This is a genomic window from Rathayibacter sp. VKM Ac-2804, from assembly GCF_009866655.1.
Taxonomy (GTDB): Bacteria; Actinomycetota; Actinomycetes; order Actinomycetales; family Microbacteriaceae; genus Rathayibacter.
Window position 1 is genome coordinate 1,996,458 of record NZ_CP047420.1, and the last position, 16,806, is coordinate 2,013,263.

Sequence of the window (16,806 nt, forward strand, 5' to 3'; positions counted from 1 at the left end):
GAGGTCGAACGTATCTTGCATGTGTACATCTATTGTCTCAAACAGGGGTCCTTAAGTCTGTTGTAATTTCTACGGTTTACGATCTAGCGCGCATGCTTCTTACTAGTGGCAGACCGACACATCCCGTGACGGTCAACGACAACAAGGAGTGTGATCCCCATGGGGTTCCGCCAGATCAGGGTCTCGGACCTCACCGGGGCCGAAGCGACCGAGGACGAGATCGTAACGATCGTCGTCCGCAGCCACCCCGACCTCGACGAGCCGAAGCAGTTCGACGCGCTTCCGTCCGAGGTCAAGGATCTGAAGCCCGCCAGCAACCTGGTGGCGCTGGAGATCCGCAACGGCGAGACGACCGAGATGGTCGTCACCGTGGCCGAGTTCAACAAGCTCGCGCCGAACATCAGCGCCGTCCTGGAGAACGCTGACGGCCTCAAGGGTCGTCGCAAGGGCTACAAGCCCGGCTCCTGAACGGTCCACCGACGCCCCTACCATCCACTTGAGCGACCCGAAGGCTCGTGGATGGTAGGGGCCCCTTCATTTACAGTGGCCAGTTTTGTAGCAGGATCGCGATGATCGCGCCCAAACCAGCCAGCACCGGACCAACGAACGATGCTGTCATCGAAAACTTCGTCGTTGTAGACTCGTTCTGCGAGGTTTTAATTTTTCGTGTAAACTTCAGCATGTGAAGCTCCTCCAAAGGGTTTTGCGTAGATATTGCAATATGGGTCGCAAGCGGGAACTTGCGGTCACAAAAAGGGGCCGGTCGTCCGAAAGGATGGCCGGCCCTTCTGTTCGAAGTGGCAAGTAGGACTCTAGCACCTATGCCCCGCTTATGGAAGGCCTAGGGCAAAGAGCCTTAACTCTCAGCCTGGCACTTAGAGAGGCCATGCCCCGTGCTTCGTCAGTGGATCAATATTCGTCGTAATTTTGATCATCAGTCTTCATCGTTAATGTTGATCATCATATATACGGTGAATAAGTTCATCAGTTAGGAAAACCCATGGCTGATTACGGCACGGGGTTCCCCACGATCATTTTGGTACAACTTTAAATTTCGTGATGTCTTCATGAGCGCCTTGCAGATTCAGCGCAGCGTTGTATGCAGAACGCCACGTGTCGAAGGGCATGCGCATGTCGATCCACTCGTCGCTGTTCGCGCGCTGCACGAGCACGGTCAGCCGTTTTGACGGGAACATCGGATCGACGTAGTGGTCGTCCACATCTGACAGTCCGTCCTCGTTGGTGCGCATCGGTCCGGTGAGCACCATGGTTCCGCGAAGGAACGGGTTCGTAGTCGGGTGTACGGAGTGAACGACGAGCAGCCACATCGCGTGCTTGTTCCACTGCTTGCCGTCGATCGCCGCTTCGTCGTTGATCCAGAGCGTCGCGTCCGGGGTGGCGAGATCGAGGATCTCGAACCAGCCTTCGACGAGTGCGTGGATGTCAGCTGCGCTGTTGACGTCGACGAGGTACGGGGCGTCTGTTGCGGGCAAGACGATGGCCTTGGTCACGAGGTCTCCTAGTGATCGTGGGTGGTCAGCACGTCCGGTTGGGCGTGCAGTTCGACCCGCGTTAAAAGAGGTACGACTCGATCAGCGCCACGGCTGCGTCGTAGCCGATCGCGAACTCAGCTCGGTACCCGCGCTCGCGTAGTGAAGCGAGCATCGCCGCCTGCTCTTGGAGGTGCTCGTCAGCCCGCAGCGTTCCGTCCTGCTTGAACACGACGACACCCTTGCGCTTCAGCTCGATGAAGAGTCCGGCGTGTTCACCGCGTGGCTCGACGATGTGGAGATCTGGCCACGCCCTGCTCGACTGGAGTCGCTTGTGGAGCGACGCCTGCGCGATCGACAACTTCAGCCCCGACGCGAAGTCTGAGCGGAAGATCACATCGGGGTAGTGCGTCGCCAGGTACAGGCAGACGCGCTGCTGGATCACGGACTCGCTGTTGGGCAGCATCGCGCTACGCACGGCGGCCGGCTCTGATGATGGGGGAGTGGGTTGGTATTGCTGTGTCCTCCTAGTTCCACGCACCTGCGAGGTATGCGCGGAACTAGGAGGTCGACGAGGCGGAGGGTAGTTGCCTGGTCGACCACTGGCTGAAGCGCACGATCAGGGGGACGCCTGAAATCGCGCGCCCGTCTGGTCCGTCCTGTCCCCGCCTCGCAACATGGGCGGCGACGGTGAACGAGCCAGACGGCTCAACGACTGCATCGCGAGGTGAGGACTTGCACCTCACAGTGGGGACGGTTATCGGACGAAGGATCGCCCGTGCGGGTCCTCTCGGTACTCCGCCGTCATCGGCCTAAACTTTGACCTAGCGTACTTCTCTCACGCTTCTTGCGTGCATGTCTGTCGTTGATCCGGTTGTGAAAGGTGCGAGGCGGCTGTGCTTGATACGTTGCGCACACGGTACGTCTGCCACGGTATTGACGCTCACCGTCTTCTGTCTTCAAGGACACCCTGATATTCGCATTTCTAATGGTTTGGTCAATAGTTCACAATCGGATGCCAAGCTTCCGGCGTTGCGCACGATTCATCTCAGCCGCACGTGCAATGGAGATAAGACCTCCGTCCTTCTGCTCCACCCATGAAGGCTTCATATTGGTGATGATCATGCCTGACTCCGACTCAATCACTCGCGAGTCTCGCATAAGTTCGTTCACCTCTTTTTCTTTTCGTTCCTGCGCCCGGATACAGATTGGGTCTGAGCAGAACCACCCTGAATGTTGTGGATGCCCATGGGGGAAATCACTCACGCCTTGGCCTCTGCTTCAGGTTGCCCTGCTTTGACGATCCGGTCCGTGGCCCTGAACACTTGACGGACGTCTAGCTCGTTCGGCTCACCTCCGCGTAGCCAGTGCTGCACATAGGCACGGCTCTCGCTTGCATCCATCTGGTCTTCGGCACCTAGCTGGTGCAGCGTCAGGTACGCGGTCGACTCCGCTTGAAACTCACCGATGCCCTGATGCATGGATCCCGGCTCTTCTTCCTCATCGGGAGCGTCCCCGGTGTGCCCAAGCTCAACGTGGCCTAGCTCGTGGATCTTCGTCTTGAACGGGTACGGCGCAACAGGGGAGACGGCGATGGTCCGGTCGTAGGAGTAGCCCATGATGTTGCCGTTGTAGTGCGCGAACGGCTCTTCGGTGATGTCGAGTGTCTCGAGCGCACGGTCCTCGTCCCAGTTCGGCGGAACGTACGGCGGTAGACCAGCCTCGCAGGCCACCTGCGCGTAGTGGAACAGCGCCCGCACTACCTTGAAGCGACGCATCATCTTCGGCTGCTCCGGCTCCGTGTCGGGCGCCGGTCCAGCTTCGCCCTCGTCCCGCTTCAACTTGACGGTGATGGGTCGGAGGATCGAGTACGCCTTCTCTCCCTTCTTAACGTGGTAGCCGAGCTCCTGCCAGCGCTTGAAGGTCGCGACCGGTTGAGGCGGGCATCCTTGCAGTGCGAGGAAGCCGATGTTCCGGAGACTGTAGCTGTGGAAGCGGTTGTAGCTGGCTCCGAACGAGCCCTCGACGTGAAGGATCGACTCCAGCAGCTCGGCGTTACTCGGGACGTCGATGGGCGGCTGTCGCTCGCTCACGCGTCCCACCCGCAGCGGTTGCCTCCTCTGCACGGCCATCCGGCCTGTTGACGCGGGCACTGGCCGAAGTTGTGGAGCAGTCGGTGGAGGAAGCGCGTCATCGCTGCGTTCCGGTCGTCATGTGGTTGGTCTGGTTCATATCACCTCCTTCGGTGTTCGTTGGTGGGTGGTCAGCCCTAGTGTTTGACCGTGAACTGGTGGACAGATTTCTGGTCAGCGGCCCCTTGGTGGCAGGACGTCCTCAACCGCACGAGTTGGCTAGAACTGATCGCCTCGTTCGTGAGCATCATCCTGTCCGTGCTCGTGGCGCTCTGGATCCAGCGTGCAGACTTCGAAAAGCGCGCGGAGGAGGCGGCTGCTGCTGAGCAGGCGCGGGTATCTGATGTAGCTGAGGAGGCTCGCCGCGACCTCCTCATCCGTGCGTATGACCTCATCGCAGACGCGACCTCGGTTGGCCTGCAACTGACGGCAGTCAAGGGTCGGAAGGAGATCTACCGATTGCGAGCCATGACGACGGCGTCTCTCTTCCGGCTTCAGAAAGAACCAGGCGCCCGAGGCTTTGCAGGGAAGTTCACCGACGACATCGTTCATCTGCTGGACAGTCCGCAATACAGTTTCGTCGCGCCAAGGCTTGTCTTCTTTCTGGAGGAGTGGGCACGAGGCGAGGTCGGGCTGCGCGACTATCACTGGCAGAATGAGCCGCCGATCGTCGACTAGTCGCGATCCGAAGCGAACGGCGGGTGTATAGCACTAACGGTTAGTTGTTAGTCCCGCTCGCTCAGTTCGAGCCGCGACCTGTGGAAAAGTGGTCGGCGCTGTCGTCTTTGACAGACCCGTCCGACCGTGGTGTGCGATGCATACAAGGCCACGAACGCGGGCCGCAGTCCAACTTTTCAACTAATTGACAATGTGCGGTTCTGGGGTGTCGCTACCGTCGCTTGGCCGACCCCGTCCTGAGATAAGCCCGTAGGGGGTTGCATTTCATTCACGTTGCTTCATAATGATACGTGAACGAACAGCTAACCGTCCTACCAAGGGCGGTTCTTTTGTAGTCTCGGGAGTCCCTGACTGTTGGCTTCCGTGCAGACGTTAAATGGCACGGTAAAACAGCTCAACGTTTTCGGCTATCGTAAAGCCTGCTCTGTACTGATGGGATCAAAGAGAAACAACCCGCGTACCTTCACAACCTGGTTCAGAACATGCTCAGAACGTGCGCAACACGTGCTCAACTGGTCATGAGGGAGTTACTATTCACCCTAACCCTGAAGAACCAACCGACTGCAACCCACTCAGGGAATGCTTCAATACTAACTCCCCGAGCCTGTTACGCGCTCGACGGGGGGTCTGTTTGCGTTTGCGTTAAATCCTTGCGATGTACGTGGATATGGCCGCAAGAAGTGAGCCCAGTGCAGACATCGAAAGTGTCGTGAAAATATACTTCCAGGTTACGTTACCGACGCCTCTGGCAAACACCAGCACGATGCGCACAAGTCCCATTAGAACGAGAGGGACTGCGGCTACGAGAAGTACTACGCTAATGATCTGTCGCGCTGACGGTAGTTTGAAGATGCCCAAAATCAGCGCCGTTAAGTAGCTCAGCAGTAGGACGATCAGCGCGGCAAGGACACCAGCGATCGTGCGGGTTGTTACTTCGCGCCAGAACTTCTCGTCGTACCACCACTCGCGTGGCCAGTTCCATGGTCTGGAGACCCTGTCCTCGTTCGTCATGACCCTCACCGTAGGACACGCCGCACGGGCTCGCGTTCGTACATACGTTCTACTACGGTCTGACGCCATGGGATCGAACCGACGCTACGAAGACCACTACGACCGGCTGACGCAGCAGCGCGTGTCGGAGGCAGCGGTCAGGCCGGAGCCCGTGTCCCTCACGCCCGCCGAGCTCGATGAGGCGAACCATCCCATCCGACGAGGGCCGGCTGTGCCAGTGCGGGCCTGGGTGCGCTTCCAGGAGCGACCCGTCGTCACCGATGCGTTCGCGGTGGAGTGGACCGACCGCGCAGTGCACGTTGAGTGGAGCATGTCGGACGGCACGAAGCTCGACGCCTGGGTGTGGGCCAACGCGGTACGGCGGATCTGACCGGTACGTTCGTGGCATGAAGAACCTCCGGCCACGAAGCGGTCCAGTGCCCACTGACGTGCTCTGGCACTACACCGATGCCACGGCCGCAGTGAGCATGATCCGCAACAAGGAGTTCTGGGCTTCCCATGTGCGTCATATGAACGACACGGGAGAGATGCAGCAGTTTGCGGATAGGATCGCGCAAGCCCTTCGGGTCCAGGTCAAGCTCCCCATCAATTCCGAGATTGTCGAGTCCATAGAACGCGCAATCGATGGTTTCGAGTCCTGGCTTGAGGTCAACTATTTTGTCGTCTCCTTCTCCCAAGAGCCCGATTCCCTGAGCCAGTGGAGAGGGTACGGTGGGACTGGCCAGGGTTACGCGCTCGGATTTGCTAAGTCGATGTTGACCGATATAAATGGCTGGCGCTTGGTTGAGTGCGCCTACGTCGACGAAGTCGCACGAGATTTCGCAGCCGAGATTGTAAATGACGGTCTTCGGGCGGTTCGGGCGGGGGGCTTCGAGTACGAGATCCCAGAGGGTCGAGTCTGGCAAGCGATCTATCCGAGGGCCATCACGGAAGCACCTTCGGTGAAAGATCAAGCGTTTCGCGAGGAGCGCGAGTGGCGCCTGGTCGGAGGCCCATTCCCTGGTGGTTCAGTCGAGGTTCGAGCGGGCCGCCGTGGCATGTTGCCTTACGTGAAGCTTCCGTGGAAAGTGGATGGTGAGGGTCAGTATGATCTTCGCGAAATCGTCGCCGGTCCAGGGGCGGCTGAAGACACTTTTCATGCGATGGAAATTGCGACTCATCACGACGCGCTGTTCCCGGATTTTCCTCGAGTACTTGGGAGCGATGTGCCATATCGTGCGTAAATAGTATTGACTTTATGTGACGCTTGTGTTTGGCTAAGGACAGCCCAATAAACACGAAAGGACAACATGACTAACCTAATAGCTATCACAGATTACCGAGCGCCCAACAAGATCACGTTCGTAACAGTCAAGGAAGCACAACTAAACAAGGAAAACTGAAAATGAGTACGACCAACACACAAGAACCATCACTACCGAAGAAACCTCGAACCATCGAGTTGAGCGTCGCGCTCCCATGGTTCATCGTCGCCGTCATGACCTTCGCCCTCGCTGGCATCATCACCGGTTGGACGCTTCGCTCAGAGAACGTGAGCCAGATCGAGCAAGCGGTCGCTGCAGCGTCTTTAGAGCAACGCCAGTAGAAGCCGTCTCTACCGCGCCCATCATCCAGATGGCACCAGAACCACCCGAAGCACTCATCGAGCACCAGCAGGCCTCAGAAGAGCTCACAGCCTCCGTCTCAACAGCAGCGCCGGCCATCGACGCTGAAGCAGAGGCCAAGGCGTTCGTCTACCAGCACGAGAGCGGCAACCGTCCAGACGCGATCAACCCGAGGTCTGGGGCGTGCGGGATCGGCCAGGCCCTTCCGTGCAGCAAGCTCCCGTGCGCGCTGTCCGACTACGCGTGTCAGGACGAGTGGTTCACCAGCTACATGCGTGAGCGCTACGGCTCGTGGGTGGCTGCGGCCGCGTACTGGTCCTGCACCGAACACTGCACCAACAACTACGGAACGGTGTTCAAGGAGAACACGTGGTGGTAGGCCAGAGCCCCAGGGGCCTCGACACCCTCCGCGCTGAGCTGCACGCTCGCGTCAGGGCTGCCTCGCAGGCACGGTTGGACTCACGCACCAAGGCGACCGGCTGCGCTCACACATGGGCGTCGTTCAAGCAGACCGTCGTGGTCGAGAACGATCGGTTCCGCGGGACGGCTCACTTCGTCGTGCGAGGGTGCACGCGCTGCCACGCCAAGGAGCTGCTGGATTACGTCGTCGGATGTCAACGCTAGGCTCCGGGCATGGAGTTGTTTTGGGACTGGGTTAAGTCGTCGTTCGCGTTAGAACCAGGGGAATTCGCTGATCTCTTGTCCGGGGTCGGCACACTTCTAGCCTTCGTCCTTGGTCTAGTCATTCTCTTTCAAGATCGGCAGCGCCAGGCACGCATCCAGGCTGGTCGCTTCGTCGCCTACGCTGAGGCACTTGATGATTGGAATGGCTTCGATATTGTTGAAAGGCATCTGATTATTCGCATGACTAACACGAACGATGTGCCGATGCATCTGGTGAGTGTGATGACCTCTCAAAAATCACAAGAGTTCATCAATCTAGTTGTTCGAGATGAATCTTTGGACAAGGATAGTCTTGTCGAGAAGGGTGTTGCTTTCAAACCTGGTGAGAACTGGGTAAAGCGTTTCACCGTTTCCGGACCAATACTCCGAGAGCATTTAGTCGTCAGCTTTGTAGATGGCGCCGGAAAGCAATGGATGCGCGATTTGAGGTCGCAGAAGTTTCTCAGTGCACGCAAACAACGCATGATCATCGAGTTCGCGAGGAACATGCAAGCCAATCCAGCGGTGGACTACCGAAAGATCGGAAAGAATCTTGCTTGAATGGGGAAGCGTCGCTGAATGGGTGAGCGGTGTCGGTACTCTTGCAGCATTCGGCCTCGGTATAAAAACCTTTGTTTGATGAGCGGGCTAGGTCGAGGAGAAGACCTGCGGATGCCTTCGCTTCGTGGACTCAAATCAGCATCACTAAGAACCTGGCGAATATCGGAGTCCTTGAGTGGAGGCTGACGGTCAACGTCCACAACTCCGGGACAGAACCGATCATCTGGGCAAGCGTCGCTGGACCAGAAGACATCTCTGAGACCTCTTTTATCCCTGTGCACGCTCGACGCGACAGCCATCAGAATCCGTACACCGTGCGTGGTGAGGACGGACCTATTCTCAAGGACTCGTCTCGCAGTGTTCAACTGATTTATAAAGAAGAGCACGAACTATCCGAATTCTTTCTAGAGTTCGCTGACAGCCATGGTGTGCATTGGGTGCGTCATCTCGGCAACCTGAAGTACATTCCTGAGCGAGTGCATCGCAAGACCCATCGCCACGCTTCATCTATACCAAAGTATGATAATGTGCTATAACCATTAGTATATGCAAGACCCACGGCTCGAGCGAAGTCCGAGGCGAAGCGCATCGTGCCGTTCTACTTCTACCGGAACTACCGCAAAAAGAGCTTGTTCTACGCGTGCAGCGAGCTGAACGCGATCGCCAAGGAGGTCGAGCGCCTGAACGACATGACCAACATGGAGGGCGACGCCATCATCAAGCAGCTCGCCATGCAGCGTGAGTTGGACGAGGACTACATCGACTTCATCGACCTGATCAACGACGACCCGGGCACCGTCTACCCGTTCAAGCTCGGTTCGCTCGGCAACATCCCTGGCCCGGTCATCCCGGCCAACTCGTTCAACAACCGCGTTGAGATCAAGAACGGCATCCGCGAGGCGACGGCCATCTCCGAGGCTGCCAACGGCACGCTCAGCGAGAAGGACCGCACCAAATTCGAGGTCGGCTCCGCGCTCCAGCAGACCGGCGCACGCATCGAGAGCAAGGCCCGCATCTTCACCGCCGACGCGCTGTACTGGAAGTACTGGATCCTGCTCAAGATGATCCAGCTCTACGTGGACCGGCCCCTCGTCGTGGCAGCCCCTGAGGCGAAGAAGACCGGCGCCGACGTGCTCGTGGAGTACGGCTTCGACGTCGCGAACATCGACCCCGACCTGATGGAGGGCGTCGCTGTGTTCGACCCTGCCTCCATCCAGGGCGACTGGAAGCCGCGCATCGCGCTCGAAGTGGACGCCGAGTCCAAGCAGGCCGAGAGCCGCCGCGAGGCACGCGAGACGTACCAGGCCGTGATCCAGGACCCGACGAACAACCTCGCTGAGGCCAAGAAGCGGTGTACCCGAAGATGCTCAAGAGGACAAGGAGGACATCGAGGCCATCATCACGCCGGATCCAGCGATGGCCGGCCAGATGCTCGGTGGCGGTCCGGTTGATCCTGCCGCGTTAGGTGGTGCACCAGCAGCTCCACAAAGAGCGATCCTACTGCGAAGAAAACACCCGCGAAGAAATAGCGCACGGCGTGCATTGCCTTGGAGCGGCCCTATGTGGCCGCTCCTTCTACTTCGAAATCATCTTCGTAGTCGCTCAGTGGTTCGCAGTCGACGTAGGTGCCCTGAACCTCTCCCGATCCAAGCTCTTCACGTGCGGCAATTAGAAATGGACCAATGCTCGTTCTGAAGTTACATCCGAGAGCTTCCTGATAGGTGCTAAAATAGTCTTCATCGAATACGGAAATCTTGCGCGTCGCCAATGTTGTGTTGAGTAGAGCGCTTTGAGCCGACGACGATATCTCAAGCTGGGCTTGGAGCAGGTCCGCACTGCTTGTTTGAACTTCCGCAGAACCAATTACGAGGATCTGGGCGTAGGACGCCGTAATGCGATCTATGCCTTCCTGAAGACGATCACCCGACGCGGTCATTTCATCAAGTGTGTAATCCTGATCGACGTAGGCCCTGGCCATGACCTCAGTAAGAGTGTTGCTCTGAGACGTCAAAGCAGAAAGCATCTCAGAGTAGGCGACCGAACGGGTCTCCCGGATACTTGCGCTCCTCTCTTCTGTTGCGGAGTACCACTGAGTACCAATCGATCCGGCTAGAGAGAGGGTGGCGCCCAGAAGGAGCGCCCCGCCTGTCTTGAGCCAGGACCACCTGTCTTTCGGCAACTTTGTCGCGTCGGGATATTCGATCTTGAGGGTTATCGGTAAAGGCGCGGCTGCAGGAGGTGCTGACACCCTGCGAGGCTTGATGATGTTCCGGAAACCCATGGCCGCATCGTACACGACATCTACGCAGTTCTAAGTCAATTTGTTATCTTAAAAACAACTAGGACGAGTCGCGCGGGAACAACATGGCCGACTACAACGTGTCCACACTCATCGACAAAGTTATCGCACGGGCGAAAGACTCGTCGTTCAGCCGCGACCTGGTCCGGGGCTACCTCCAGGACACGCAGGACGAGGTGCTCGGGCGACACCGTTTACCGTTCACCGAGGCACGCCTGGTCGAGACGCTCTACGCCGACTCCACGACCTTCGCCTACGACATCGGCCACCAGGAGATCCTGCAGGTCGTCCTGAGCAGCGTCGCCTCACCCGCGACGCGCGGTCAGCCTGAGTTCGTCGAGTCGAGCGCCTCCTTCGATCGCAACCCAGTGCCAGACACCAACGCAGCAGGCATGCCGTCGACCTACACGGACTACGCAGGCGAGCTGTACTGGGACCGTCCACTGGACCTGGAGTAGACGGCCGGCCTCGGCTACCGAATTGGAGCGAGGCGCTTAGATGACGGTGCAGCTCCAGTCATACCCGAAAGTCCAGCAACCTGCTCTTTGAGGGTGGTGTCGAATGTGTCGAGCGCCTCCGTGGAATTTTTGGCATCTCCTGATTGCTCCATCCCGGAATGGGCGGCGTCGCCGGGAAAATGCGCCAGCCCTTTAACTCTATGATTAGAGCTGTCGTGATTCTCGAGGGTCAGGAGAGTCTTCGACTGCAACACCTTGCATGTTAGGCGTGTAAAAGGTCGTTAGAGTCCCAGTGAGTCCTGCGACGCTCCTCCACATCGCAGTAGTCTTGGTCTTATTCACAGTTCTCAAAACTCGTCGTCAATGTAGACGCTGCTTCCGCGACCCTTCCCTCGGGAGGTTCTGCATGGACAAGGACGAGTTGGGCCGTCGCGGCGAGGACATCGCTGCGGCGCACCTACGGGAGCGGGGATTTGAGATCCTCGACCGCAATTGGCGGGTGCGTGAGGGGGAGCTGGACATCGTGGCGCGCGAGGGTGCGGCGTTGGTGGTGGTGGAGGTGAAGACGCGGTCCTCGACGCGGTTCGGGTTGCCGATCGAGGCGATCACGCGGGTGAAGGCGCAGCGGCTGCGCCGGCTGGCATACGCGTGGGCGCGGGAGCACGACGAGCGCTCGCGGCACCTGCGCATCGATGCGGTCGGCATCGTCGCTCCGGAGGGTGTGCCGTGTCAGGTGCGGCACGTGCGGGCGGTGGCGTGATGGGGCTGGGGCGGACGTCCGCGGTCGGTCTGGTCGGCTTCACCGGTGCCGTGGTGGGAGTGGAGGCGCACTCGGCGGACGGCACTCCGGGGATGGTGATCATCGGTCTGCCGGATGCGGCGCTGTCGCAGGCGAAGGAGCGGGTGCGTTCCGCGGCGATCAACTCGGGGAGCGGGATCGCGGAGTACAAGATGACGGTGAACCTGTCGCCGGCGGCGATGCCCAAGCACGGGTCCGCGTTCGATCTCGCGATCGGGCTCGCGGCGCTGGCGGCGCTGGGGGAGGTGAACCGGGAGTCTGTCGCCGCGGTGGTGCACATCGGCGAGCTCGGGCTCGACGGGCGACTGCAATCGGTGCCGGGTGTGCTGCCCGCGGTGCTCGCCGCAGCCCGAGCCGGACGACACCGGGTGATGGTGCCCGAGGACGACCGTCTCGAAGCCGAGCTGGTGGACGGTGTGGACGTCATCCCTGTCTCGTCCCTCGCGGCAGCCGCCGTCTGGCACGGGGCGGAGTGGGACGTGCCGGTCTTTCCAGAGCGCTCTGCTGCGCCTCCTGCCGTTCGTGAACCGGAGTCCCGGCTCGACTTCGCGGACGTGATCGGCAACGAGGAAGCGGCGTCCGCGATGATCGCCGCGGCGGCCGGTGGCCACCACGTGTTCCTGCTCGGTCCGCCCGGAGCCGGCAAGACGATGCTCGCGTCACGCCTGCCCGGGATCCTGCCGGATCTCGACGACGAGGCCGCGCTCGAGGCGACCTGCATGCGCTCGCTCGTCGGCGAGCACACCGGCGGGGCACTGGTGAGGCGCCCGCCCTTCGAGAGCCCGCACCACTCCGCGTCCGCCGCGGCGATCGTCGGCGGAGGCAGCGGGAGGATCCGACCGGGAGCCGTGGCACGCGCCACCCGCGGCGTCCTCTTCCTGGACGAAGCTCCGGAGTTCTCGACCGTCGCCCTCGACGCGCTGCGGCAGCCGCTCGAATCGGGCGTGATCCGCATCCACCGCGCGAACGTCACGGCGGAGTTCCCGGCCCGCGTGCAGCTCGTGCTCGCGGCGAACCCGTGTCCCTGCGGCCGCCACGGCATCCGGGGTGAGATCTGCTCGTGCTCCCCGCCGGTGCGGCGCCGCTACCTGGCACGGCTCAGCGGCCCGCTGCTCGACCGCGTCGACATCCGGCTGACGGTCCGGCGCATCGGCGCGGCACAGCTCGCCGTCCGTCGAGACGAGCCGGGGCTCTCGACGGCGCAGGCTCGCGCGCGAGTGGTCGCCGCGCGCGCCCGTGCTCGAGCGCGCTTGGCAGGCACACCGTGGTCGGTGAACGCCGAGGTCGACGGCGCGTGGCTCCGCGCGAGCCCGCAGCGCCCGACCGCCCGGGAGTCGGGCACCCTCGACCTGGCCCTGGAGCGTGGTCTGGTGACGATGCGCGGCTACGACCGCGTGCTGCGACTCGCCTGGACGCTCGCCGACCTCGACGAGGTCGACCGCCCCGCTGCGAGTCACCTCGCCCGCGCACTGATTCTGCGGGGAGCGGGCTCGTGACGGCCGTCGCCGAGCTCTTCGACCGGACCGAGACGCGCCTCGCGCGGCGGCTGCTTCCCGAGGACAGCGAGTCCGATCCGGTGGAGGCGCTCGCGCGCGCGGCCTGGTCCTCGCTCGCCGAGCCGGGCGATGCGGTGGCCGGGACGCTGATCGAGCGATTCGGCGCTGGCGGCGCGCTCGCGAAGGTGGTGGGGACGGCGTCGGCGGGGGAGATCCTCGCGGAGGCGGCGGCGGCGGACGTGCGCCGGAGGGGGACCGGATGCGCGGATGACGCTGCCGCGGAGAACGGCAGCTCCGAGAACTCGTTCGACTCGACAGGCGACGGAGAGAGCGACGGGGACGACTCCCGCAGCGGAACGCGGGTCCTCGCCGCAGGTCTGGCGCGCTGGCGCCCCCGGGTCGACAGGGCCCTGCTCCTCCGCCGCCTGGAGATCGCGCACCGTCTCGACGCACGCCTGCTGCTGCCGGGCTGCCAAGGCTGGCCGCAGCCGCTCGCCGATCTGGGGGAGCACGCGCCGTTCGTGCTCTGGAGTCGCGGCGATCCGCTAGCGCTCGCCGCTCCGCACCGGCTGGCTGTCGTCGGGGCCCGCGCCGCGACCGGCTACGGCGAGCACGTCGCCGCGGACCTCGCCGCCGGCACCGCCGAGCGCGGCGTCCTCATCGTCTCCGGAGCCGCCTTCGGGATCGACGCGGTCGCGCACAAGGCGGCCCTCGGGGCGGGCGGCCGCACGGTCGCCTTCCTCGCCGGCGGCTCCGACAGGCTCTACCCGACGGCACACAGCGACCTCCTGCACCGCGTCATCGCGACGCCCGGCTGCTCCGTGGTGACGGAGGTGCCGCCGGGCACGACGCCGACGCGCTGGCGCTTCCTGCAGCGCAATCGGCTCATCGCCGCAACGACTGCCGCCACGGTCGTCGTGGAGGCGGGCGCCCGCTCCGGGTCGTTGAACACCGCCGGCCACGCGGCGGCGCTCGGGCGCCCGCTCGGTGCCGTGCCCGGACCTGTGACGAGCGCCTCGTCCGCGGGCTGCCACCGTCTCCTCCGGGAGTACGCCGCGACCTGCGTGACGTCGGCTCCGGAGGTCGTCGAGCTGCTCGGCATCTCCGCGGTGCTCGCTGCTGCACCGGAGGTCTCACGGACGGCGTCGCGCGTCCTGGACGTCCTCCGCGCGGACGGTGCGCACGAGACCGAGGCGCTCGCGCAGCGCTTCGGCCTGTCCGTCCCCGAGACACTCGATGTGCTCGGGACCTGCCTCGCGACCGGACTCGTCCAGCGCGACGCGGAGGGGAGGTGGAGGGCAGCCGCATGAGAAGCGGGTGAGGGGAGGTGGCGGTCCGCCGCAGGAGGACCGGGTGACGTTCCGCTCCGTCCCTCGCCGGCCGGCGTGGCATCCGATCCTCGACGACGCCCGAAGGCGAGCGACTCGCGGGAGGAGGTTCTTCCGGCCTCTCAAGGCACGGGGGAGAGGCCCCGCCTCGATCCACGGAGAAGCAGCCCGTCCGGAGCATCCCGCACGCACGGCCTGCCGCCGAGCCGCCGGGGCGCTGTCGGCGGTGCGCCCTACGCTGTCGAACAAGCAGCGAGGGGAGCCGCATGGGTGACGAGACGACGACGAGGACGCAGCCGGAGCATCCGCAGCTCGGGCACTTCCGGGCCGCCGACCGGGTGATCGCGCACCTCAGCGACACGCACTTCCTCGCGGAGGGGGCTCCGCTCTACGGGCGGGTCGACACGGTGTCCCGGCTCGAGCAGGCGGTCGCGCGGCTCGTCGAGCGCGGCGGTCGCCTCGACGCGATCCTCGTCACCGGCGACGTCGCAGACCGGGGCGAGGCGGACGCCTACCGGCGGGTGAGGGACGTGCTCGATCCCGTAGGAGAGCGCTTCGACTGCCCGATCGTCTGGGTGATGGGCAACCACGACGAGCGCGGTGCGTTCCGTCGTGTCCTCCTCGACCAGGAGGAGAGTGACGCGTCGGGCGAGGCTCCGATGGACCAGGTCGTCGACCTCGGCGGGTTGCGGCTCATCGCGCTCGACAGCGCGGTGCCCGGCTACCACCACGGTGCGCTGACCGGCGAGCAGCTCGAGTCCCTCGCCGCCGAGCTCGCGACGCCCGCCCCGCTCGGCACGATCCTCGCGCTGCACCACCCGCCGCTCCCGACGCCGCTCGGGGCGATGACCGTGCTCGAGCTCCGCGGGATGGACCGGCTGGAGGAGGTGGTGCGCGGGACCGACGTGCGCGCGATCCTCGGCGGGCATCTGCACTATTCGACGGCCGCCACCTTCGCCGGCGTCCCGGTCTTCGTCGCCGGAGCGACCAGCTACACGATGGACCTCGGCGCTCCGGAGCGCGAGCTCGCCGGCATCGACGGCGCGCAGAGCTTCTCGCTCGTGCACGTGCACCCGGAGACCGTCGCCACCTCGCTCGTCCCGAGTGCGACGGCTCCGATCGCCACCCGCTTCGGCACCGACCTGATCGAGAAGCTCGAGAGTCTCGACGAGCAGGGCCGCATCGACCTGTGGTCGCGGATGCCGGGGACCGATGGCTGACACTCGTCCCTTCGACGCACGACCGCACGACGGACCGCCGCGCGGCGAGCCGCTCGCGGCGGCCGTCGAGGACTTCCTCCGCTACGTCCTCGACGAGCGCTCGCTCTCACCGGCTACGGCTCGGGGCTACCGCGCCGACCTCTCGACGCTGATCGACTTCGCCGCGAGCCGGAAGCAGCCGATGCTCGCCCAGCTCGACCTCGAGCTGCTGCGCGACTGGCTCTGGCACGAGTCGCAGACCGGTGTCGCCCGCGCGACGCTCGCCCGGCGGACCGCGGCCGTCCGCTCCTTCTCGTCCTGGGCGCAGCGCTCCGAGCGCCTGCCGATCGACGTCGCCGCGCGCCTGCGCACCCCGAAGGGCGGGCGCCCCCTGCCGCGCGTGCTCACGGAGCCGCAGACCGAGCACCTGATCGACGTGGTCGCTGCGCGCGGGGCGACCGAGGACCCGGTGGCCCTGCGCGACCTGGCGATCGTCGAGCTCCTCTACGCGTCCGGCATCCGCGTCTCCGAGCTCGTGGCGATCGACGTCGGCGACCTCGACCTGAGCCGGCTCACCGTGCTGGTCACCGGCAAGGGGAGCAAGCAGCGCGTCGTGCCGTTCGGCGTGCCCGCGAAGGAGGCGCTCATCGCCTACCTGGAGAAGGCCCGCCCGCAGCTGCTCCCGGACGTGACCGCGACCGGCGCGAGCACGTCGGCCCTGCTCCTCGGCCGACGCGGCGCCCGCCTCACCCCGCGCACCGTCTACGGCGTCGTCGCCCGGCTCCTCGACGGCGGCCAGGGCTCCGGCCCGTCCGGCCCGCACACCCTCCGGCACACCGCGGCGACGCACCTGCTCGACGGGGGAGCGGACCTCCGCGCCGTGCAGGAGCTGCTCGGCCACGCGAGTCTCGGCACCACGCAGATCTACACCCACGTCTCGACCGAGCGGATCCGCGAGGCCTACCGCCTCGCTCACCCGCGCGCCTGAGCGCGCCGCAGTCACCGCCGCCTGCCACGGATCGGCGACCGCCTGCGCGGCCACCCCGTCCATCGGCAGCAGCACCGCCCGCGGGATCCCGCCGAAGAAC

Annotated in this window: 19 protein-coding genes; 14 read left to right on the forward strand and 5 right to left on the reverse strand. The window is 63.4% G+C overall.

All coding sequences use genetic code 11. The features are described from left to right. The first annotated feature begins 159 nt into the window (after positions 1–159). Positions 160–468, forward strand: coding sequence for a hypothetical protein (locus tag GTU73_RS09430; RefSeq protein WP_160088900.1), 309 nt, complete (start codon positions 160–162; stop codon positions 466–468). A gap of 563 nt (positions 469–1,031) precedes the next feature. Here the strand turns inward: GTU73_RS09430 and GTU73_RS09435 are convergent. The 3 genes from GTU73_RS09435 to GTU73_RS09445 all read right to left on the reverse strand — a co-directional run bounded on the left by GTU73_RS09435 (position 1,032) and on the right by GTU73_RS09445 (position 3,583). Beyond that, positions 1,032–1,511: a DUF3846 domain-containing protein gene (locus GTU73_RS09435; RefSeq protein ID WP_160088901.1), complete on the reverse strand. Its 480-nt coding sequence runs from the start codon at positions 1,509–1,511 to the stop codon at positions 1,032–1,034. Between the two features lie 61 nt (positions 1,512–1,572). Continuing rightward, entirely contained in the window at positions 1,573–1,956 is a 384-nt protein-coding gene (locus GTU73_RS09440; RefSeq protein WP_160088902.1) for a hypothetical protein, read from the reverse strand. A gap of 796 nt (positions 1,957–2,752) precedes the next feature. Next, the gene (locus GTU73_RS09445) at positions 2,753–3,583 is read right to left on the reverse strand and encodes an ArdC-like ssDNA-binding domain-containing protein (RefSeq protein ID WP_160088903.1); all 831 of its coding nucleotides are present in this window, start codon (positions 3,581–3,583) and stop codon (positions 2,753–2,755) included. Positions 3,584–3,772: 189 nt separating this feature from the next. Here GTU73_RS09445 and GTU73_RS09450 point away from each other — a divergent pair, with 189 nt between their 5' ends. After that, positions 3,773–4,300, forward strand: coding sequence for a hypothetical protein (locus GTU73_RS09450; RefSeq protein WP_160088904.1), 528 nt, complete (start codon positions 3,773–3,775; stop codon positions 4,298–4,300). Between the two features lie 642 nt (positions 4,301–4,942). Here GTU73_RS09450 and GTU73_RS09455 read toward each other — a convergent pair. Beyond that, on the reverse strand, positions 4,943–5,311 hold the full coding sequence (locus GTU73_RS09455) for a hypothetical protein (RefSeq protein ID WP_160088905.1): 369 nt from the start codon (positions 5,309–5,311) through the stop codon (positions 4,943–4,945). Positions 5,312–5,378: 67 nt separating this feature from the next. Here GTU73_RS09455 and GTU73_RS09460 point away from each other — a divergent pair, with 67 nt between their 5' ends. From GTU73_RS09460 to GTU73_RS09485, 6 genes are all read left to right on the forward strand, one after another. Next, positions 5,379–5,681, forward strand: a complete 303-nt coding sequence (locus GTU73_RS09460; protein ID WP_244231834.1) for a hypothetical protein — start codon at positions 5,379–5,381, stop codon at positions 5,679–5,681. Between the two features lie 58 nt (positions 5,682–5,739). Beyond that, the gene (locus GTU73_RS09465) at positions 5,740–6,534 is read left to right on the forward strand and encodes a DUF2971 domain-containing protein (RefSeq protein WP_160088907.1); all 795 of its coding nucleotides are present in this window, start codon (positions 5,740–5,742) and stop codon (positions 6,532–6,534) included. A gap of 161 nt (positions 6,535–6,695) precedes the next feature. Then, a complete protein-coding gene (locus GTU73_RS09470; protein ID WP_160088909.1) occupies positions 6,696–6,896 on the forward strand; it encodes a hypothetical protein in 201 nt (66 codons plus the stop codon). Between the two features lie 29 nt (positions 6,897–6,925). After that, positions 6,926–7,294: a hypothetical protein gene (locus GTU73_RS09475; RefSeq protein WP_160088911.1), complete on the forward strand. Its 369-nt coding sequence runs from the start codon at positions 6,926–6,928 to the stop codon at positions 7,292–7,294. A 254-nt stretch (positions 7,295–7,548) separates the two neighbouring features. Further along, a complete protein-coding gene (locus GTU73_RS09480) occupies positions 7,549–8,139 on the forward strand; it encodes a hypothetical protein (RefSeq protein WP_160088913.1) in 591 nt (196 codons plus the stop codon). Between the two features lie 590 nt (positions 8,140–8,729). Continuing rightward, entirely contained in the window at positions 8,730–9,590 is an 861-nt protein-coding gene (locus GTU73_RS09485) for a hypothetical protein (RefSeq protein ID WP_160088915.1), read from the forward strand. A 107-nt stretch (positions 9,591–9,697) separates the two neighbouring features. On the opposite strand, the gene GTU73_RS09490 is transcribed toward GTU73_RS09485, so the two are convergent. Continuing rightward, entirely contained in the window at positions 9,698–10,420 is a 723-nt protein-coding gene (locus GTU73_RS09490) for a hypothetical protein (protein WP_160088917.1), read from the reverse strand. 83 nt (positions 10,421–10,503) lie between these two features. On the opposite strand from GTU73_RS09490, the gene GTU73_RS09495 reads away from it, so the two are divergent. The 6 genes from GTU73_RS09495 to GTU73_RS09520 all read left to right on the forward strand — a co-directional run bounded on the left by GTU73_RS09495 (position 10,504) and on the right by GTU73_RS09520 (position 16,706). Next, complete coding sequence (locus tag GTU73_RS09495; RefSeq protein WP_160088919.1) at positions 10,504–10,896, forward strand: hypothetical protein; 393 nt, start codon at positions 10,504–10,506, stop codon at positions 10,894–10,896. Positions 10,897–11,302: 406 nt separating this feature from the next. Then, entirely contained in the window at positions 11,303–11,656 is a 354-nt protein-coding gene (locus GTU73_RS09500) for a YraN family protein (protein WP_160088921.1), read from the forward strand. After that, positions 11,656–13,191, forward strand: a complete 1,536-nt coding sequence (locus GTU73_RS09505) for a YifB family Mg chelatase-like AAA ATPase (RefSeq protein ID WP_160091305.1) — start codon at positions 11,656–11,658, stop codon at positions 13,189–13,191. Before GTU73_RS09500 ends, GTU73_RS09505 begins: the two co-directional genes overlap by 1 nt. Then, complete coding sequence (gene dprA / locus GTU73_RS09510; protein ID WP_244231835.1) at positions 13,188–14,501, forward strand: DNA-processing protein DprA; 1,314 nt, start codon at positions 13,188–13,190, stop codon at positions 14,499–14,501. The genes GTU73_RS09505 and dprA overlap by 4 nt, the downstream gene beginning before the upstream one ends. A gap of 284 nt (positions 14,502–14,785) precedes the next feature. Next, positions 14,786–15,739, forward strand: coding sequence for a phosphodiesterase (locus tag GTU73_RS09515; protein WP_160088923.1), 954 nt, complete (start codon positions 14,786–14,788; stop codon positions 15,737–15,739). Continuing rightward, a complete protein-coding gene (locus GTU73_RS09520) occupies positions 15,732–16,706 on the forward strand; it encodes a tyrosine recombinase XerC (protein ID WP_160088925.1) in 975 nt (324 codons plus the stop codon). The genes GTU73_RS09515 and GTU73_RS09520 overlap by 8 nt, the downstream gene beginning before the upstream one ends. Positions 16,707–16,806: the final 100 nt, after the last annotated feature.